Origin of the sequence: Paenibacillus puerhi, from assembly GCF_009846885.1 — a bacterium.
GTDB classification, from domain to species: domain Bacteria; phylum Bacillota; class Bacilli; order Paenibacillales; family NBRC-103111; genus Paenibacillus_G; species Paenibacillus_G puerhi.
In genome coordinates this window covers 181,073-200,430 of the sequence record NZ_WUWM01000003.1, presented here as the reverse complement: position 1 = coordinate 200,430, position 19,358 = coordinate 181,073, and the positions used below count along the sequence as shown (strand labels likewise).

The following is a 19,358-nucleotide window of genomic DNA, read 5'->3' as shown; positions in this document are numbered from 1 at the left end:
TCCGATCCCAACGGAGAAAAGGAGAGCTGAAGCGTTGAAAGCCATCGTATGCAAGGAAAGGAATCAACTGAAGGCCGTGGAACTGCCCGAGCCCGTGCTAGCTCCAGGCTCCGCCGAGGCCATCGTCAGCATCCGCAGAATCGGAATCTGTGGTACGGATCTGCATGCTTACCGGGGCAACCAGCCGTTCTTCACTTATCCGCGTGTGCTCGGACATGAGCTGTCCGGCATCGTCGAGCAGGTGGGCGATCAAGTACGCGGGCTGCGGCCCGGCGATCAGGTAGCCGTTATTCCTTATCTGGAATGCGGAGCCTGCATAGCTTGCCGCAACGGCAAGACCAACTGCTGCACGAATATGCAAGTGCTCGGTGTACATACAGACGGCGGGATGCGGGAGCGTATCGCCGTGCCGGCGGATCATTTGCTGGTGACGGACGGCTTGACCCTTGACCAGGCGGCCATTCTGGAGCCGCTTAGCATCGGCGCGCATGCGGTGCGCCGGTCGGGGCTTCGCCAAGGCGAGACCGTGCTTGTCATCGGAGCCGGGCCGATCGGACTTGGGGTTATGCTGCTGGCCAAGCGCGCAGGCGCGCGGGTCATCGCGATGGATATCCATGACGAGCGGCTCGATTTTTGCGGCAGGTGGGCTCGTACCGATCATACGATGAATGGGCTGCACTCTCCGGTGGAGCAGCTCGAAGCGCTGACGGGCGGCGAGCTGCCGACCGTGGTGTTCGACGCTACCGGCAACGCACGGTCTATGACGACGGCATTTTCCTATGCAGCGCACGGCGGGAGGCTGGTGTATGTCGGCCTTGTGAAGGCGGATATCACCTTCTCGGACCCGGATTTTCACAAACGCGAGCTGACTTTGCTGGGCAGCCGCAATGCAACGCGCGAAGACTTCGAGCAGGTGATGGCGGCATTCCGCGAAGGGCTCGTCGATGCGGAGGCGTTTATCACGCACCGCGCTCCTTTCGATGAGGTAATCGAGCGGTTCGAGGATTGGCTGAAGCCGGAGTCCAAGGTGATCAAAGCCGTGGTAGAGTTGGAATAAAGGGAGAGCATTCGGCCGCAAGACCATGCCTTGACCCCTCCTAATCGAGGTTCTTCATAGAAAAAAACCAGTCCGGTACGCGGCAAGGCGTCGGGCTGGTTTGTATGTTCTAGATGATAGGAGTTCCGGTAGCGGACCCGGACTCAATCTACCTTGGCGCCATAAGAGCGCAAGAACAGGGCAGCCTGTTCCCGGTCCATCCGTGCGCCGGTGACCGCGAGGGTTTTAAAGTTGACCCCGTCCATTTGAGCGCCGCGCAAATCCGCCCCCTGAAGCTTGGCGTTATCCAAGGCTGCCCGGGAGAGGTCGCAATCCCTAAGATCCGCTTTGGTTAAGTTAGCATTGGACAGATCCGCCTCGTAGAAGCGCACTCTGCGCAAATCCTGTTTTTCCAATCTGGTATGACTTAGATTCGTGTAGGACCAATCCCCTTGGACAAGCGTGATGCCGTCCATATTTGCGCCTGAAAAATCCGAGCCTGTCATTTTACAAGTGTTGAAAGTCGAGACGAACAGATTGGCCTCGCCGAAATGGCAGTTTTCAAAGGCGGATTCCATGTGAGTCGAAGCATTCAAGGAAGCGCCGCGAAAATCGCATTCGATGAAACGACAGCTGCTCGTCGTAATCTCCTCTAACGAAGCGTTCACAAATGTGCAGCGTTCAAAGGTACAGCGAATAAGCTCGCCGTCTCTTAAATCCCGTCCGTTATACGAGACGGCCTTATAGTGTTGGTCGATTTGCTGAAACATCGTATCCTCCCCTAGTTTGCTAGATCTGCTCCTCTTGTATACACATGATAATAATACGTATACGGATTGTCCGCATCCGTCACCCCTTGTTCGACGGAGGTTTCCGTCCACTTGGACAGATCCACTTCCGGAAAGAAGGTATCGCCTTCGAAATCATGGTCGATCCGGGTGAGATAAAGGGTGTGCGCGATTGGCAGAAAATGACGATAAATATCCTCCCCGCCGAATATGATGACCTCCTTGTCCTCCCGGCAAGCCGCAAGCGCGGCCTCAGGCGAATGCACAACCGTACAGCCGGGCGCTGCATAGTCCCGGTTTCTGGTAACGATGATTGTACGCCTTCCGTCCAGCGGTCTGCCGATGGATTCGTAATTTTTCCGGCCCATGATCAGCGGCTTGCCCATCGTTAATTTCCTCACGTAGGCTTGTTCCTTAGGCAATCTCCACGGGATGGTATTGTTGTTTCCGATAACTCGATTGGTGCCCATGGCGGCAACGAGGGATATATGCAGCATACTCACACTCCATACTAGGATTTTACTGGAGAAGGAAATCCACGCCCGTATCACTAGCGAGCCGTTACTTAAACATACCATTAACGACTTGGAATGGACAGCTTGGCGGTCGAAATTTATCCGTTATGCGGGCATGGTGAGGCTGGTTCAAGTGGCAGGATAGCGACTTCATGTTATAGAATAAAGGGAGGCATGCCTCTCAAAGCAGCATCCGATTAGAAGAAGACCAGAGGTGAGCCATGAAACATGCAGCCCTTATCCTAGCAACGAGCTTCCTGATCATCGGCGCTATTTGGCAAACTATGATGCTTCAGAAAGAATCGCGATTGTTTCTACCGCAAGGAGAAATCTATAGCGTAAATTCCCATGATAGGCATGTATATGGGGTGGGCGAAGGGAAACCGACCCTTGTTTTCGTGGCAGGCTCGGGTACGCCAAGTGCTTTTACCGATTATTATGAGCTGCAGAGCGAGCTAATGCCCTATGCAAGAACGGTAAGCTATGACCGTGCGGGATTTGGCTGGAGCGAGCCAACAAAAATCCCTCGAACCGTCGATATCCTAGTGGAAGAACTGCACGAGCTGCTTCAAAAAGCGAATGAAACACCGCCCTATATTTTGGTAGGGCATTCCCTTGGAGCATTGGAAGTTATCCATTATGCTCAAACCTATCCGAGTGAAGTCCAAGGCATCTTAGTATTGGATGGCGGAAGTCCCGAATATTATGCACATGAATCCGAAATGAAGTCATATTTCATTAATAGAGTGATGGCGGGATTGCGAGTGACGGGGGTGGCCCGAGCATTGGGGAATGCCGGCCTCTTACTTCCATTTACAGGGGAAAATCTGCGTTATGAGCGGCTTCCTAACGAAGTCAAAGCTTTAGACGCCGCCATGTTCTACAAGCATCTGGGAGAGTCTGGCAATCTGAGCTTTATAAAAAACATGAGCGAAAATGCTCAGCTAGTTATGGATAGAGGATATTTAAAGGATATTCCTTTAGTCATTCTATCATCGGATAGCGGCAAGTCCTGGGAGAAGGTACAGCAGCAGCTTTTGCATTGGTCGAACGATAGCTATCAGGAGACGCTGCCCCAATCCCAGCACTATATTCATTGGTCTAACAAAGAAGCCGTAATTACTAAAATCCTGGACATGCTTGACGCTAAGGAGGAGTGAGAGTACATAATGGGCAAGATCATTTGCTGGATTTCCGAGGATTTCGCTGATTTTGAGATCACCCTGGCTTTTCATAAGATCCGAAATGTCGGGAAAAAAGAGGTTTTGGCAGCCGGCTATCGGGACGTGCCTGTTATGAGCGAGTCCGGCCTGCTCTATGCGCCTCAGCTGACGATCCGTGAAGCTATGGAGCTGGATGACATCGAAGGACTGATTATCCCCGGCGGGCCGATTCGAAATCAGCCGGACGAGCTGACCGAATTCATCATGAAGCTGGATCAAGAGAAGAAGCTGCTGGCGGCCATATGCAACGGGCCCCAGTACTTGGGAAGGGCGGGCATTTTGCATCAAAGAAAATTCACCACGTCCTGCTCGGTCGAGCGAATCCGTCAGTTAGGCGTACAGGACCCATTCCCGCGCGAGAATGAACGGGATCAGCGGGTCGTTAGAGACGGTCACGTAATTACGGCCAAGGGGCGGGCATTTGTTGATTTTTCGTTCGAGCTCTTCGATTATCTGGATGTTTATCACGGTCAGCAAGCGGAAAAAGAGCAGTTGTTTAAAGATATTATGGACAGATAAGTCGATACAGGGAGGGAGGCGTAAGCCTCCTTTTTGCATGCACGAAGAAATAATCAGAATATTCTTTCGTCGTTTTCGGTAGAAACCGGTAGGCTGGGATTTACAATGACTTCACAAAACGTTCAACAAACTGTCATTGAATGGCCATAAAGGAGGGGGAGCGGTTGATCAGCTTTCATCAGGTGCAAAAGCATTACGGCAGCTTCCACGTGCTGAAGGACATTAATCTGCACATCAATTCAGGAGAAGTGGTAGTGGTCATCGGTCCCTCGGGCTCGGGCAAAAGCACGCTGGTCCGCTGCATTAATCAGCTGGAGACGATCACCAGCGGCGAGCTGATTGTGGATGGCATTAAGGTGAGCGACCGCAGCACCGATCTCAACAAGCTTCGCAGGGAAATCGGCATGGTGTTCCAGCACTTCAATCTCTACCCGCATAAGACGGTGCTGAACAACATTACGCTGGCCCCGATGAAGGTGCTCGGGATTTCGGAGGCGGAAGCGAAGGAGACGGCCATGCTCTATCTCCAAAAGGTCGGCATTGCCGACAAGGCGTCCAGCTATCCTTCCCAGCTGTCCGGGGGCCAGCAGCAGCGGGTAGCCATCGCCAGGGGCCTAGCCATGAAGCCTAAGGTTATGCTGTTCGACGAGCCCACGTCCGCACTCGATCCGGAAACCATCGGAGAAGTGCTGGATATCATGAAAGCGCTTGCTAAAGAGGGGATGACGATGGTTGTCGTCACTCATGAGATGGGCTTTGCCCGCGAGGTTGCGGATCGGATCGTGTTTATGGATCAGGGCCGCATCCTGGAGGAAGCTCATCCGAGCGATTTCTATGCCGAGCCGCGCGAGGAGCGGGCTCGCTTATTCCTCAGCCGCATTCTGAATCATTAAGCTTCCCTATAACAGGACAAAGGATGGATGAAGCATGAAGAAGAAAACATGGAAAAGCATGGCTGGATTAGGACTCGCGGTACTTCTGGGAGCAACGGCGCTTACGGCCTGTACGCGCACGGAGCCGGCGGCGACCGGTAAACCGGGAGAGAGCCTGCCTGCGGCCTCGGCGTCCGGCACGCTGGGCGAGATCAAGAAGCGGGACAAGTTCGTAGTCGGCGTCAAGTACGACCTCAACCTGTTCGGGTTGAAGGACCCGGGCACCGGCAAGGTCGAAGGCTTCGATATCGACATCGCCAAGGCGATCGCGAAGAAGGTGCTGGGCGATGAAAACAAGATCGAGCTGAAGGAGGTTACGTCCAAGACACGTATCCCGATGCTGCGCAATGGCGAGATTGATGCCATCATTGCCACGATGACCGTAACGGAGGAACGCAAGAAAGAAGTAGATTTCTCGGATATTTATTTCATGGCCGGTCAGTCCTTCCTAGTGAAGAAGGACAGCCCGATCCAGTCGATTGCGGATATCAAGAAAGGCACCAAGGTTGTAACGGCCAAGGGCTCCACGTCGGCAGCGAATATTCGAGAGAAAGCGCCGGAAGCAACGGTGCTTGAGTTCGAAAACTACGCCGAAGCCTTCACGGCGCTGAAGGCAGGCCAAGGCGACGCCTTGACGACGGATAATGCCCTGCTCTACGGCATGGCGAAGCAGGATCCGAACTTCCGCGTGACGGAAGGCGCCTTTACGGAGGAGCCATACGGCATTGCGATCAAGAAAGGCGACGAGGAGTTCGTGAAAGCCGTGAACGACACGTTGAAGGAACTGAAGGCGAATGGGGAGTATGACAAGCTTTATGAGAAATGGATCGGCAGCAAGCCCAAAAAGTAACGCGGAAGGGAGCTATGGCGCATGCTTGATCTAACCGTGCTGACAGAGCATTGGGGGATGTATGCGGAAGGATTCGGCAACACGGTCAAGGCAAGCGTACTCGCGCTAATCGGCAGCTTTTTGCTCGGTACGGTGCTGGCTGTGTTCCGCATCTCGCCTTATCGGGTGCTGAACGCGATCGGAGCGGCTTACGTGGAATTCATCCGCAATATTCCGTTAATTCTCGTGGTCTTCCTCTTTTTCATCGGACTGCCGGTTCTCGGTATCCTGCTTGATCCGTTCACCGCAGGGACACTCGGGTTGACCGTGTATACGGCGGCCTTTATTGCAGAGACGGTCCGCGCGGGCATCCTCTCGGTGCCCAAGGGACAGATGGAGGCGGCCCGCTCGTCGGGCCTGACCTACATCCAGGCGATGGTACACGTCATTTTGCCGCAGGCGATCAAGATTGTGATCCCTCCGATCGGCAACCAGTTCATTAATCTCGTTAAAAATTCTTCCATCCTCGGCGTTATCGCAGGTCTCGACCTGATGTATTTCGGGGATATCGTTTCGACCCAGACCTTCATTACCTTCGACGTCTATATTTTCGTCGGTTTGTTTTATCTCATGCTTACGATTCCGCTAAGCCTGCTGGTCGGCTACTTGGAGCGCCGCCTGGAGATTAACCGTTAAGGGGGGAGACAGATGGACTTTATTGGCGCGTATTCTCCCGATCATTTGAGGTTTTTGCTGCAGGGCTTCGGGGTGACGCTGGAGGTAGCCTTCTACGCGATTGTGTTCAGCTTCCTCATAGGCGTGGTGCTGGGCGTGATCCGCTTCGCAAACATTCCCGTCATCTCCTGGCTGGTCGTGCTGGCCGTGGAGACGGTCCGGAACCTGCCGCTGCTGCTGATCATCTTCTTCACTTATTTCGCCCTGCCGGAGATCGGCTTCAAACTGGAAAAAATGTTTGCCGCCATTCTGGCGCTCGTCATCTTCGAATCGGCGATGATTTCGGAGATCGTGCGAAGCGGGCTGAAGTCCGTGGACAAGGGACAGATCGAAGCGGCCCGCTCGTCGGGCCTCACCTACATGCAAACTCTGGGCCATATCATCCTGCCGCAGGCACTGCGCCGGATGGTGCCGCCGCTCGTCAGCCAGTTTATCTCTCTGTTGAAGGATACGTCGCTGGCCGTCGTCATCGCGCTGCCGGAGCTGATGAACCATGCCCAGATTATCAACGGACGCAATGTTAACTATGTCATCCCGATATTCGCCGCCGTCGCCATCATGTACTTTGCCGTCAATTATGCGCTGTCCGTCCTGTCGCGCAGGCTGGAGAAGAGGACTTCCTGAATTTTCAGGAGCTAAAGATCGCCAACTTCTAGTAAAATAGAAGTGGGGATCTTCCTTTATTTCTATGAAGCCTCAATACCAGGAGAAGAGGGACAAGGTGCGGGAGCGGCTGTTTATTATCGGAGTCATTATGTTGGCAACGGCGTTTTTCGGTGAAATGAAGGTCAATCCGTTCGGCGGCTCCTTCCGCTTCTCGCTCGGGATCGCTGCCTTTTTCTTCGGACTGCTCTGGTTCCGCTCGGTGCCAGTCATCCCAACAGGACTGCTGACGGGCGCGTTCATCCTGTGCTTTCGCACAGGCTTCGATACGCTGATATACGGAATCGAGCTGCGGGACGCTCTGCATGTTCATATGCCCTCAGCCGTCTACTATCTCAGCTTTACGCTGCTGCTGCATCTGAGCCGCGCGCGCAGCCATTTGGAATATCCGTTTCGGGTGGGATTGATCGGGACGGCGATCGATTTCGGATCGAATCTTATCGAGCTGTTGGTGAGGCATGCGCTTGGAGACAGCATCTCTCCGACCTGGCAAAGTCTTTCGCTGCTCTTGCTGTTCGGGTCGCTGCGCAGCTTGTTCGTCGTCGGACTGTTCAATAATTTTTCCATCCGGCAAGTCCGTGCCGTCGGAGAGTTTCGCCAGCAGGAGCTGGAGCGGCTGAGGATGATCAATACGAATTTGTACGAGGAAGCTTTCTATCTGCGCAAGTCGATGGCGCTTCTCGAGGAGATTACGAGAGTGAGCTACCAGCTGTACAGGCGGCTGGGCGAGGGCAAGCACCCGGATGCCCCTGTCGCGCTGCGCGTTGCCGAGCATGTGCATGAGGTAAAGAAGGACTCCCAGCGCATATTGGCCGGACTGTCCAAGCTGATGAACCAGGAAGGATTGGCCGCGCGCATCTCCATCGGCGAGCTCTGCCAGCTTGTCATGAACACGAACCGCAAGTACGCTGAGATGATCGGCAAGCGCATCGAGTTTCGCGAATCATGCGACGTCGATCTGGTCACCTCGCAAATCTACGAGCTGCTGTCCGTGCTGAACAATCTGGTGGCCAATGCGGTAGAGGCCGGCGGGCCAAGAGGAAGGGTGGAGCTGCAGGTGCGCCTGGAGGGTCGAAACCTCGTATTTCGGGTAATAGACGACGGTCCGGGGATTCCTGCGGAAGAGCAGGACTGGGTATTCCAATCCGGGTATACGACGAAGTATGACACGGAAGGGAATGCCTCGACGGGCATCGGTTTAACTCATGCCCGGGGCATTGTTCACAACCTGGAGGGCCAGATCGAGATCGTGCCGAACGAGCGCGGAACATGCTTCGAGGTCAAGGTGCCGACCAATCGATTATTGAAGAAGGAGGGTTACGTACATGCTCCGATTCTTCCTGATTGAAGACGATGCCGTAGTACGGCGCATGCTGGAGCGAATCATTAACGAAAGCGGACTTGGCGAAGTGGCCGGCCAGGCGGACGACGGCGAACGCGTCTCTTGCGATCAGCTGTACGGGGTGGATGTCGTGCTGATCGATCTTCTGATGCCCGGCATGGACGGCATCCAGACGATTCGCAAGCTGCAGGCGGGCGGCTTCGCCGGCCGCTATATCATGATCTCCCAGGTAGAGAACAAGGAGATGATCGGCGAGGCATACCAGCAGGGCATCGACACCTTTATTCAGAAGCCGATCAACCGGCTGGAAGTACTGTCCGTATTGAAGCGCGTCGCCAACCATATCTCGCTGGCGGCCTCCCTCCATTCGATCCGCAAGTCGCTGCAGCTTCTTGACGGGGGACTGGAGCAGCCGAAGAGCGCTGTCTCGGTGTCGGACGGCCAGATAAACGCTCCGGGCGGCAGCGGCTACAGCTATAGCGACTATGAGCATCATGCGCTGGAGCAGAAGGTCAAGCAGCTGATGCTTCAGCTCGGCATCGCCGGCGAAGCCGGGGCGCCGGATCTATTGATGATCATGCAGTGGCTTCGGCAGGAGGAGCGGGGCGGCGAATTGCTGTACGACCTCCAGCTGAAGGAGCTGTACGCCCAGACGCTGCAGAAGCTGAACAGCTGGAACGGCGCTCACACAGGAAGCGGAAGCGCAGGTGACGAGGCCCGCTCGTCCCCAGAGAATGGCGGTCGTGGGGTTGACGCGGAAACCTGGCAAAGCGCGGTAGGGCCTCGGGATCAGGCCTGCGGACAAGCGGAGCTTCAGCGCGAGGTTCGCGCGATGGAGCAGCGGATTCGGCGGATGGTGCTGCAGGCATTTACGCATCTATCCTCGCTTGGTTTATCGGATTACGGCAATCCCACCTTCGAGCATTTTGCCCCGCGTTTGTTTGATTTTCAAGAGGTGCGGGTCAGGATGCAGGAGCTCGAACAAGAGGAGAAGACGACCAAGTGCCGCATCAACGTGCGCAAATTTTTGTCCGTGTTCTATATGGAGATACAAGCCGGATAGAGCTCTAACTCCGGTATCTTATCCAGTGTTAGCAGGATGCTAAGGAGCCGTCAGGCCGCTGTTGCGGCTGACGGCTCATTGCCGTGCGTCCGGCTAATTTCTATCGATCGGACGATCGGAGGAAGAGCAGGCCAGTTTTATTCGGCTTGCAGCAGGCTCTGACGCTTGGACTACCCGAATATGACGCGCGCAGCGGTCAGGGAGAAATAAAGGGCATAAGCGATCAGCGAGCTGCCAGATACGACCGAAATGACGAAGATAGCCCTCGCCGACAACCGCTTGCGGAAGACGCTGGCCGCCAGGGCCATCACGACATCCCACAGCACAATGCCGAACACGATGGCCGCGCTGTGCAGCAGCAGTGACTGCGTGTCCAGGGTCGAGAAGGTTTTGGCAAGGACGGAGCCGAAGATGCCCAGCCAGAACAGAATGGTAAGCGGGCTGGATACCGACATGAGGAAGCCGGTCGCGAGGGATCGGCGTATGCTGCTCTCTCCATGGCCGGATGCTTCGACGGGCTTGCCGGCGGCCAGCAGCGCCTCCGCGCCCATGTAGAACAAGACCACGCTGCCGAACAGCCAAAGCCCAAGCTGTGCGAGCGGGGTTTCTATAACATGCGCAACCCCCATATACACCAGCGCCATATAGAGAATATCGGCAAATAAACCGCCGAAGCCGACGGCCCAGGCATGCCAGAAGCCGTAGCGCAGTCCCTGGTCCAGCTGGGCGGCATTGATCGGTCCGATGGGAGCAGACATGGATAGTCCGAGAACGATATAGGTGAGAAAGGTACTGAGCATCTAGGCAACCTCCCGAAGTAGAGCAGCGTGCCGTCTATCGGCCCGTATGTCGCCGGCTTGCTCCCCGGCTTCGGACCTCGTTCGTCAAGGCAGAGCGGAGGGTTGACGGAAGAAGCCCGGCTTGCGCACGGAATTATCGTAATCCTTATGGTACATATGAGTCGTAGCCGGTGAAACGGGGGGAATCAGCCAGCTCCATTCGCCCGTCACGGTTCGGTTTCGTTGCTTTTCATTATGCTCGAAGCGCTTGAATTGATCGGATGCCGTATGATGGTCCACCATGCTGATGCCATCCTCCTGATAGGAGAGGAGCACAGCGAGATTCAGCTCCACGAGCGCTCTGTCCTTCCAAAGCGTCGCATGGGTCGAGGTGTCGAGTCCCATTCGCCTGGCGAGCCGCGGCAGGACGTTGTACCGGCCCGGGTCGGCCAGATTGCGGGCGGCGATCTCCGTCCCCATATACCAGGCATTGAAGGGGGCAGCCGTATAAGAGATTCCCCCGATGTCCAGCAGCATGTCGCAAATAAACGGCATGGCATACCAGCGCAAACGCAGCTCCTCGAACCAATCCAGCTCGGGGTGGCGGATCGGCACCTCGACGACCAGCTCCCGGGGCAGCTCGAACCATCTCGGCGCCTTGTCGCCGATGCGGATGACGAGCGGCAAAATATCATAGGGCGTACCTTGCCCTCTCCAACCCAGGCGCAGACAGGCTTCGGTCAAGGCGACGGACGCCGGATCGCCCACGACGCCATCGTCTGTCCGGTACCCGGCATAACGGATCAACTGCTGATTCCACAGACGTATCGGGCCATCCGGATGAGCGGGCGAGAAAATCGTGATGCAGGGGCGGATTTTCCCCTGGTTATATCCGACGCGAAGATGCTCGAATAACAGAGCTGCCATGTCCTCTTCGGTTTGGGCTTGGCGGGCGTCGAAGGCTTTAAGCGTGTTCCAGGGAAGGCGTCCGATACAGCGGTTGCTGTTTCTCCAGGCCATCCGCGCACCGTGTGCCAGCTCCTCATAGGTATGCGTGTAGACGCCCCTTTCTTCAATTTCGCGGCGCACCTCCGATAACCGGTCCTTGGTTTCGCTCACAGACTTATTTAATTCTCCGTAACATGCCTTAATGAAGATATCTGCCTCTTCTCCAAGCTGATCGCGGCTCGGCATGTAGTCAGCGCCTCCCTACCCAAGCAAGTTCATCCTTGTCCCTATCATTTATATGGAAAGGGGCGGAGGGTTATGTCTCCTTGGGAAAGGGGAAAAGGGAGACGCTCGTCGCTTCAACCTGAGCTTGCTCCCGCTGCCCGGGAAGCTTTACAATAAGTGCAGCACGAGACGAAGGGACAGGCAAAGGGGGCGTTCCATGAACGTATCAAGCAGATGGTATATCAGCGGATACCTGCTGGTGGTAGGGCTATCCGTCCTGGGGGAAGCCATCTGGGTTGCCGATCCGATCCGGGCAGGCGATCTGTACTGGATCGATCTGCTTCAATGGCTGGCTTCCCTGGTAGCGGCGGTGCCATTGCTGTGGGCGATCGGTGCGCTGACCCGCGCAGCGGATCGGAGCAGGGTGGAGCGATGGATCCGGCTGGCGGCCGCCATATCCGGCATCGGAGCGGCTGCCCTACTGCTTACCGACGCAAGCCGCTTGTTCGCAATCGCCGTATGCGCGGCGACGTCCGGCCTGCTGACGCTGGCGGATCTGTTGCTCTCCGAGAAGCGCAGGAGGGCAGGATGGCCACGGCGAAGTCTCGCGGTCATCAGCCTAGTGCTGGCTGCCTCATGGTTATTATTTTGGCCCACCGCCTATCAAGTCACCTCCCCGGGATTTACCTTGAACATGAACCGGTATGCGACGGTGGAAGGGGGAGAGCCTCGGGGAGCGATCGACGGAGTTCTGGTGATCGAACGGCCGGCGTTTCCGATCGACTGGCTCTATGCCTCGCTGCTCCCCCATATCCGCATCGAGAAGCGCGATACGCGCGTGCCCCTCGGCGACATCCAGCAAGCGGCTCAGCTGCAGCGGACCGATGCGAATAAGATCGGCAGCGCGGTAGCCTTTCAGAAGCTCGGTCTCGGGCGCGGCGTCATGCCGGATGGCGTCCAGGTCGTTCGCGTCCCGGCAGACAGTCCTGCAGCCGGACAGCTGCTGCCGGGGGATCGACTGATCGGGCTGAAGGGGAAGGAAGTGCTTTCTTCGGCAGAGCTGGCAGAAGCGATGCGGGAAGTTCGGCCCGGCTCGGAGGCTCCTGTGAAGCTGATCCGAGCAGGAAGCCCGCTGGAGCTCTCGGTCAAGACAAAGGAAAGCGATGATGCCCCGAAGCGAACGGTTTTCGGCATTCAGGTGGAGGATTTGGTACAAGCCGATCTGCCGCGCAAGGTCGCTTACCGCTCCTATCTCGCTTATCAGGGCGGCCCTTCGCACGGCGCCGTACTGGCGCTTGCCCTTCTCGACCAACTGACGCCCGGGGGCGTAACGAACGGCCGCCGGGTGGCAGGGACCGGCACGATCAACGCTGCAGGAGTCGTGGGACGAATAGGGGGGATCGAGCAGAAGGCTTATTCCGTGAAACAGTCGGGGGCGGACGTGTTCTTCGTCCCTGCGGGTCAGGAAGCGGACGCGCGTAAAGGCGCGCCGGCTCTGAATATCGTGCCGGTGCGTACGCTTGACGACATGCTGGAATGGCTAAACAACCATCCTTCATCCAAATGATAGCCTAGGGGGAGAAACCAGATGAATGAAAAGGAAGACCGGAGCTATTGGCTGAGTACGCTGCTTCGCATAGCCGAACCCGTCCTAACCAATCTCGCGAAGCGGCAGCTTAGGACGGCGATGCCGGTAGAGATTGGCGGGGAAGCGGACCGATCACCGTACAGTCACTTGGAGGCGCTGGGCCGCACCTTGGTCGGACTGGCCCCATGGCTGGAGCTCAGCCAGCACCCGGAGGAGGAGCGCGAGCTTGTAGAGTCCTATCGCGAGCTGGCTAGACAAGCACTGGACAGTGCGACAGACCCGGACTCTCCGGATCGGATGAACTTTGCCGAGGGAGGGCAGCCGATCGTGGATACGGCATTCCTGGCTCAAGCTCTTCTTAGAGCGCCGCGGGAGCTGTGGGAAAAGCTGGAGCCACGAGTCCAGGCGAACGTAGTCCGGTCGCTAAGGGAAACACGGACCGGGCGTAAGCCCCACTTCAACAACTGGCTGCTGTTTTCCGCGATGACCGAGACGGCGCTCCGGATGACGGGAGCGGAGGATTGGGATCATATGCGCATCGATTATGCGCTCCGGCAGCACGAAGCCTGGTATGTGGGCGATGGGGCTTATTCGGACGGACCGCATTTTCACTGGGATTATTACAATTCCTTTGTTATTCAGCCGATGCTGCTCGACATCTTGTCCGCCGTTCGTTCCGAGCATCCGGAATGGGACGGCATGGCAGCGTCTGTAAGCGAAAGAGCCCAGCGCTATGCGGAGGTGCTGGAGCGTCTGATCGCGCCTGACGGCACGTATCCGGCTATCGGCAGGTCGCTGACGTACCGGTTCGGGGCGTTCCAGCCGCTCGCTCAGCTGGCCTTGCAGGGCAGTCTTCCGGCATCGGTGAGCCCGGCGCAGGCACGCTGTGCCCTTACCGCCGTGATCCGGCGCACGATGGAAGCTCCCGGCAACTTCGATGACGCCGGATGGCTGCGGATCGGCCTGTACGGGAGCCAGCCCGCGCTGGCCGAGTCGTATATTTCGACCGGCAGCCTGTATCTATGTACGGCCGGGCTGCTTCCGCTGGGCTTGCCGGCGGAAGATCCGTTCTGGAGCGGTGAGCCCCAGGCGTGGACCTCGCGCAAGCTTTGGTCGGGCGAGAATGTGCCGGCAGACCATGCTTATAGCCGCTAAGCGGACTTCTTTTCCGCGAGCAAGCAGTCCCCTCTCTTCTGTAACTAGGAAGAGAGGGGACTGCTTTAGGTGGCAAAGCGAAAATTAATGCGAGTCCGCCCAAGACCGGTAAATGTCCCGCACCTCGCGGAAGGCCTGCTTGGGCTTACGGTATTCATTGACCAGCCCTTTGTTGTTGAAGCTGCGCGCCCGGTCGCGGAAGTAGGTTCCGCCGCTCTTCAGGTCACCCCGGGTATCCGCGAACTGCCAGATAAAGGTGCCACCGATCTTCGGATCGGCTTTAAAGAGGCGCAGCGCCTCGCTGACGATATGCGCTTGATAATTCTCGCTGAACAGCCTCGGCTCCCAGCCTACATCCCCGAAAATCCCGGCTCCGCCAAACTCGGTCATCAGCACCGGCGTATCCCCGGCCCCCATGGCTTCGGCCCGTTCATGGAACTGGCGCAGCATGCCCTCGAAGCCGCCGACCTTGCCTTCGTACCAGCCATAATACTTATTGATGCCGATGACATCAAACAAAGGCAGCAGCACATCCTCCAGCGGATGCATGGTGGCATAGGTTACGAGCCTGGACGTATCGAGCTGTCTGACCAGGTCGACCAGCCGCTTCGTCATCGTGTAGGCCTCCTGGGTCCGGCTGTCGATCTCATTATGAACCGACCAGAAGATAACGGACGGATGATGGTACTGGGCGGTGATCATTTCCTCAAGCATGACCAGCGCCCTCTCCTGGAACAAGCTCTCGGCTGCCGTCTCGTTGGGAAGAAATGCCCCCCACATCGGAATCTCGCTCCAGAACACGATCCCGTGCTCGTCGAGCAGGTCAAGCCAATAAGCGCTCTGCGGGTAGTGCGAGCCGCGAATCGCGTTGCAGCCCAGCTCCCTCGCGATATCCAGATCCTTCTGCATCAGTCTCGGCGGAAAAGCGAAGCCCCACTCGGGATGCTCCTCATGGCGGTTGACGCCCTTCAGGAAGAGCGGATTTCCGTTGATCAGGATCCGGTGACCGCTTGTTTCGATCCGGCGGAAGCCGATGCGGTCGATCTTATCGTCTTGACCCGTCGACGCGCGGATCGAGTAAAGCTCCGGCTTGCCCGGGTTCCATAGCCGAATGGAGGGCCAGGCTTGCTCGATGGAGCATATAAGGGTTTGTCCGGCGGCGAGCTGAATAGGCTCCGTATGAAAGACATCGTTATCGGCATAAAGCGTCAACGTTTCGGATGAGCCTGCAGCTGCGAGTGATGTGACTTGAACCTGAACATGAAGTCGGGCATCGCTGCCGTCCAGCTCATAGTCGATTTTCAGCCGCTCTATGTAGATATCCGGTAAGACTTGCAGCTCTACTGGGCGGATGATGCCGCCATAATGAAACCAGTCCACATGCTCGGTCGGGATCGTCAGGCGATCCAGCGTGCTGTCGGTGCGAACGACGAGCAGATGCTCCCCTTCCGGCAAGGACGGGACGATGAATTCGAAAGGTGTATACCCGCCGTAATGATAGCCCAGATGCTTGCCGTTCAGGTAGATGTCGGCGTGCCCCAGCACGGCATGAAAGATCAGACGGACATGCTGCCGCTTTTCGGTGCGGATGGTCTTTTTATACCAGGCGACGCCTTCATAGTCGAAAAGGTTCAGCTCGTTGTTCCAGCAGCCCGGAACATACAGCGAGCGGTTTTCATGTGGAAAACGCTCAAACCACTTCTCTTGCATGCCTACGTTTCCGGGGTCGGCCGCGAAGTCCCACGGACCGTCCAGCAGCTCGGTTTGGCGGATATGATGTTCTTGAAAGGTTCGTAGCAAAGTGGACATCCTCCTTGTTTTGCCTCTATTTTGTAGTATACTTGACCATGGATTGATATTACGGATAGTATCATGAGTCCTGATCGTTAGGAATGGCAAAAACGAATTATCGCTTGTCAAAAACGATCCTGCTCATGCATGCGCAACGAGAGAGAGGAGCATCGGTTCGATATGGAACACCGTTCCTATGATTTGAACAGCCTGGCGCTTCATATTCATTTCGTGCTGGATAAACAAACCTATCCCGGTTGGGAGGATATTCGCAATCTGGTTAATGTCCATAGCATCTATTGGATCCATGAAGGAGAGGGGACGTTTCTGACCCATACCGAGCATAAGGTCCAAGGGGGCATGATGGCTTACCTAAGACCGGGGCTGGAGATGTCGATGCGGTCGGAGGAGCATGCGCCTTTGCGAATGACCATGCTGCTCTTTGATTGCGCCCAATGGGAATACGATGCGGTGTGGAAGGGAGTCACGCCGATCGACCGGCTGGAGCTGCCCTTTCTGAGTCGATACAGCCATTCTCAAGCCGAAGAGCTGAGTATGGCATTCCGAGAAATTCAACAAGACTGGGTGCCGGGTCTGCCGGATGGAGCGGCTCATTCACAAGCCAGGCTTCTCATGCTGCTGCATCGTCTGCACAGCCTGGAGCAGCCGGACTGGAGCTTGGCCGAGTCGGGCGCCTTCGCCGCATTCGAGCAGATTAAAAAGCACTTGGAGAACGCTTATAAGGATAATTTGAAAATTGAACAGCTTGCCCAGGAGTACGATATATCCGCTTCCTATCTGCGCAAGCTGTTTCAGAAGCATACCGGCATGGGGCCGAAGGAGTATCATAACCAGCTTCGTAACCAGCAGGCCCGACGCTATTTGCTGTATACGGATTTGCCGGTCAAGGAGATCGCCAAGCTGTGCGGTTACCTGGAGGAGTATCACTTCAGCAAAATGTTCAAGCAGTTGAACGGGCAGTCGCCGAGCCGTTTCCGGCAGGAGGGACGCCAGCAGGAAAGGGATAACCGGTCAGCGCCTCAGCCTGCCGGCGATCATCCGATGTCACGGACTAAGGCCGATATCCATCAGCAAAATCGATAATCGTAGAGTTGAATAGAAGAAACAGCGAAGCCCGGCCGCATAGGCCGGGCTTCGCTGCTAGGTCAGCAAGCTGCGGAACACCGGCTCGGCTTCGCCGCGAATCCGGTACACCAGAAGCTCGCCGTTGTGCACGAGCGCATAAGGGACATCGCTTCGTTCGCTGGCTCGACGCGCCAGCCCGTCAATGCTCCCCGTATTTTCATCCAAAGGCTCTCCGCAAACCGCCGTGACAAGCCAGCTGACGCCCGGCTCGAAGCGGGCTTTCACGGTAGGGAGAACCGTACGCGGATTCATCAGGTTCGTATTCGCCTGGGGAACGAACAGCTCGCACGCTCCGCTGCCATACAAGCACTTCATGCCGCTTATCCCCCAAGGCTGGCCGGCCCAAACCTCACGAGCTTCTCTTGCCGCATACATGAGATCCGCCGGGGCGCCAGCTGGCCGGTCAGCCGCGTCCCCGTATCCGGTTGTTCTCTTAGCCGCCTGCGGCCTTCCCGGGCGCTCCACTCCAAGCGCAAAGCCTCCGTCCGCCGCATCGAGCGCACGGTTCGTCTCGACGCGATGAATCCGGACATGCCACGGCAAGCCGGGGACGATCCACGTCGCGATCTCGACATCTCTCCATGGTCGCCACTTGGTGTACATGAGCTGCTCCGTGATCGAGGACTCCACGCTTGTTCGCTTCACCCGGTATTGATTGTCCCCTTCGGCAAGCGCCAGCGTGGAGTCGAAGGCTCCTTGCGCCAAGCCCCACTCGGCTCGCGGCACGCTGAAGCCGAAGAAGCTGGAGTAGGCGAACTTCTCGTACTTGGCCGACGTGTGCGTATGCTCGTTCGTAGAAGGATGCCCTGTGTTGAACGCGACCAGATGGGGCGCCGTCCCGCTAGAGCGGTCGCCGCTATCCCGGCAGAGCAGCAGATGCGGCGCTTGCTGCACAGACACCGCATCGAGTCGGAGCGCGTCCAGCGGCAGCTCCTCGGCCTCCCAGAACGGATGCCCGTCCGGCAGCGCCAGAATAAGAAACGTCTTGAACGCCCAGTAAGGCGAACCGGGTGAGTTGTAGTTCTCCGACATGACGAGATTGGGGTAGGCGTAGCCGATCGACAGCGTGCCGTCCGGATGAAAGATCGGCTGCCGGAACCACCAGCGCAGGTTGCGCAGGATGATCCCCTTCATCACGCCAAGCGGGATGGTATCGACACCCGCATATACCATCGCGCTCCAGAAGGCGGCTTGCGAGAAACGGTAGGCCAGGCTCCGCCCGTACGGGAGCGCAGCGCCGTCATCGGAGAACCAATGAACGAACGAACTCGCAAACAGCCCGGCTCGCGTCTTGTAGCGCTCCGCTCGCTCAGGGTCCTCCTGACCCATCAGCGCGGCGTACAGCAGCCCGTAATAATGGATAGCGAAGGGCACGTAATAATCCGAGTGACCGCCCATGCCGTCGGCATACCAGCCGTCTCCGAGGTAGAACCGGTCGAGCTCGTCCAGCGTGCGTTCCGTCAGCTCCCGGTCGAAGGGGAGCCCGGCCCGCCGGAATCCGGTCTGCACCACTACCCGAAAGAACAGCCAATTGCAATCCCACAGCTTCCGTCTGCTTACCTGATCCAGCCATGCCGCAAGCCTGTCCAGCTCCGCAGCGGACAAGGCTCCCTTGACTTTGTCCGGGATGAGGGCAAGCAGCAGGCCGAAGGCGGCCATCTCGACCAGCCGCTGATCGTAGTCGGCGGCCTCTCCCCAATATTCGTCATGCTCCGGATTCGTGCCGTTGACGATTCCACGAACATAGGTTTCCCAGAGGACGCTCTCATCGCCGCCCGCAAGCAAGGGGGCCAGCCCCCAGAGGACGCGAGAGAAGCCCTCCAAGCCGGCGACCTCGCGGGAATAGCTCGTTCCCGTACTGCCCAGGCGCAGCTGCGCGCATCCCGGACTATAATAGGCGCGCAAAGGTTCGCTCAGCTGCCTGAAGGCCGTGCGCAGATCATCGCGGGAGCGCAGCGGGTTATCGGAAATCGGTACATGCCAGGTGTCCATATCGGTGAGTCAACCTCCTAGATTTGATGGTCCGATTATACTCCATTTGCCCCCGGGTTAGATCCCACTCCCCTTAACTGGTCAAAATA

At 57.1% G+C, this 19,358-nt stretch carries 18 protein-coding genes; 12 read left to right on the top strand and 6 right to left on the bottom strand.

The annotated features are described in order from the left end of the window. Nucleotides 1-34: 34 nt before the first annotated feature. Nucleotides 35-1,057 carry a zinc-binding alcohol dehydrogenase family protein gene (locus GSF01_RS04345; RefSeq protein ID WP_159881785.1) on the top strand — a complete coding sequence of 341 codons (1,023 nt, stop codon included), beginning with the start codon at nucleotides 35-37 and terminating at the stop codon, nucleotides 1,055-1,057. 143 nt (nucleotides 1,058-1,200) lie between these two features. Here the strand turns inward: GSF01_RS04345 and GSF01_RS04340 are convergent, their stop codons facing one another. After that, complete coding sequence (locus GSF01_RS04340) at nucleotides 1,201-1,806, bottom strand: pentapeptide repeat-containing protein (RefSeq protein ID WP_159881784.1); 606 nt, start codon at nucleotides 1,804-1,806, stop codon at nucleotides 1,201-1,203. Between the two features lie 11 nt (nucleotides 1,807-1,817). Next, nucleotides 1,818-2,318 carry a dihydrofolate reductase gene (locus tag GSF01_RS04335; protein ID WP_159881855.1) on the bottom strand — a complete coding sequence of 167 codons (501 nt, stop codon included), beginning with the start codon at nucleotides 2,316-2,318 and terminating at the stop codon, nucleotides 1,818-1,820. A gap of 242 nt (nucleotides 2,319-2,560) precedes the next feature. On the opposite strand from GSF01_RS04335, the gene GSF01_RS04330 reads away from it, so the two are divergent. The 8 genes from GSF01_RS04330 to GSF01_RS29535 all read left to right on the top strand — a co-directional run bounded on the left by GSF01_RS04330 (nucleotide 2,561) and on the right by GSF01_RS29535 (nucleotide 9,645). Next, nucleotides 2,561-3,499, top strand: coding sequence for an alpha/beta fold hydrolase (locus tag GSF01_RS04330; RefSeq protein ID WP_159881783.1), 939 nt, complete (start codon nucleotides 2,561-2,563; stop codon nucleotides 3,497-3,499). Nucleotides 3,500-3,508: 9 nt separating this feature from the next. After that, complete coding sequence (locus GSF01_RS04325) at nucleotides 3,509-4,081, top strand: DJ-1/PfpI family protein (RefSeq protein WP_159881782.1); 573 nt, start codon at nucleotides 3,509-3,511, stop codon at nucleotides 4,079-4,081. A 164-nt stretch (nucleotides 4,082-4,245) separates the two neighbouring features. Beyond that, nucleotides 4,246-4,974: an amino acid ABC transporter ATP-binding protein gene (locus tag GSF01_RS04320; protein ID WP_159881781.1), complete on the top strand. Its 729-nt coding sequence runs from the start codon at nucleotides 4,246-4,248 to the stop codon at nucleotides 4,972-4,974. A gap of 34 nt (nucleotides 4,975-5,008) precedes the next feature. Further along, entirely contained in the window at nucleotides 5,009-5,863 is an 855-nt protein-coding gene (locus GSF01_RS04315) for a transporter substrate-binding domain-containing protein (protein ID WP_159881780.1), read from the top strand. 21 nt (nucleotides 5,864-5,884) lie between these two features. Beyond that, entirely contained in the window at nucleotides 5,885-6,538 is a 654-nt protein-coding gene (locus GSF01_RS04310; RefSeq protein WP_159881779.1) for an amino acid ABC transporter permease, read from the top strand. 12 nt (nucleotides 6,539-6,550) lie between these two features. Further along, on the top strand, nucleotides 6,551-7,201 hold the full coding sequence (locus tag GSF01_RS04305; protein ID WP_159881778.1) for an amino acid ABC transporter permease: 651 nt from the start codon (nucleotides 6,551-6,553) through the stop codon (nucleotides 7,199-7,201). A 97-nt stretch (nucleotides 7,202-7,298) separates the two neighbouring features. Then, nucleotides 7,299-8,588, top strand: coding sequence for a sensor histidine kinase (locus tag GSF01_RS04300; protein WP_159881854.1), 1,290 nt, complete (start codon nucleotides 7,299-7,301; stop codon nucleotides 8,586-8,588). Then, complete coding sequence (locus GSF01_RS29535) at nucleotides 8,566-9,645, top strand: response regulator (RefSeq protein WP_235941275.1); 1,080 nt, start codon at nucleotides 8,566-8,568, stop codon at nucleotides 9,643-9,645. Before GSF01_RS04300 ends, GSF01_RS29535 begins: the two co-directional genes overlap by 23 nt. A 170-nt stretch (nucleotides 9,646-9,815) precedes the next feature. Here GSF01_RS29535 and GSF01_RS04285 read toward each other — a convergent pair whose 3' ends face one another. Next, nucleotides 9,816-10,445, bottom strand: a complete 630-nt coding sequence (locus GSF01_RS04285; protein ID WP_159881777.1) for a LysE family translocator — start codon at nucleotides 10,443-10,445, stop codon at nucleotides 9,816-9,818. Between the two features lie 84 nt (nucleotides 10,446-10,529). Beyond that, complete coding sequence (locus GSF01_RS04280) at nucleotides 10,530-11,618, bottom strand: nitric oxide synthase oxygenase (protein WP_159881776.1); 1,089 nt, start codon at nucleotides 11,616-11,618, stop codon at nucleotides 10,530-10,532. Nucleotides 11,619-11,814: 196 nt separating this feature from the next. Here GSF01_RS04280 and GSF01_RS04275 point away from each other — a divergent pair, with 196 nt between their 5' ends. Beyond that, nucleotides 11,815-13,164, top strand: a complete 1,350-nt coding sequence (locus tag GSF01_RS04275) for a PDZ domain-containing protein (RefSeq protein WP_159881775.1) — start codon at nucleotides 11,815-11,817, stop codon at nucleotides 13,162-13,164. A 21-nt stretch (nucleotides 13,165-13,185) separates the two neighbouring features. Next, nucleotides 13,186-14,340, top strand: coding sequence for a DUF2264 domain-containing protein (locus tag GSF01_RS04270; RefSeq protein ID WP_159881774.1), 1,155 nt, complete (start codon nucleotides 13,186-13,188; stop codon nucleotides 14,338-14,340). 84 nt (nucleotides 14,341-14,424) lie between these two features. Here GSF01_RS04270 and GSF01_RS04265 read toward each other — a convergent pair whose 3' ends face one another. Then, on the bottom strand, nucleotides 14,425-16,140 hold the full coding sequence (locus tag GSF01_RS04265; RefSeq protein WP_159881773.1) for a glycoside hydrolase family 2 protein: 1,716 nt from the start codon (nucleotides 16,138-16,140) through the stop codon (nucleotides 14,425-14,427). A 171-nt stretch (nucleotides 16,141-16,311) separates the two neighbouring features. Between GSF01_RS04265 and GSF01_RS04260 the strand changes: the two genes are divergently transcribed. After that, a complete protein-coding gene (locus GSF01_RS04260; protein WP_159881772.1) occupies nucleotides 16,312-17,235 on the top strand; it encodes a helix-turn-helix transcriptional regulator in 924 nt (307 codons plus the stop codon). A 57-nt stretch (nucleotides 17,236-17,292) separates the two neighbouring features. Here the strand turns inward: GSF01_RS04260 and GSF01_RS04255 are convergent, their stop codons facing one another. Next, nucleotides 17,293-19,269 carry a DUF2264 domain-containing protein gene (locus GSF01_RS04255; RefSeq protein WP_159881771.1) on the bottom strand — a complete coding sequence of 659 codons (1,977 nt, stop codon included), beginning with the start codon at nucleotides 19,267-19,269 and terminating at the stop codon, nucleotides 17,293-17,295. Nucleotides 19,270-19,358 lie beyond the last annotated feature (89 nt).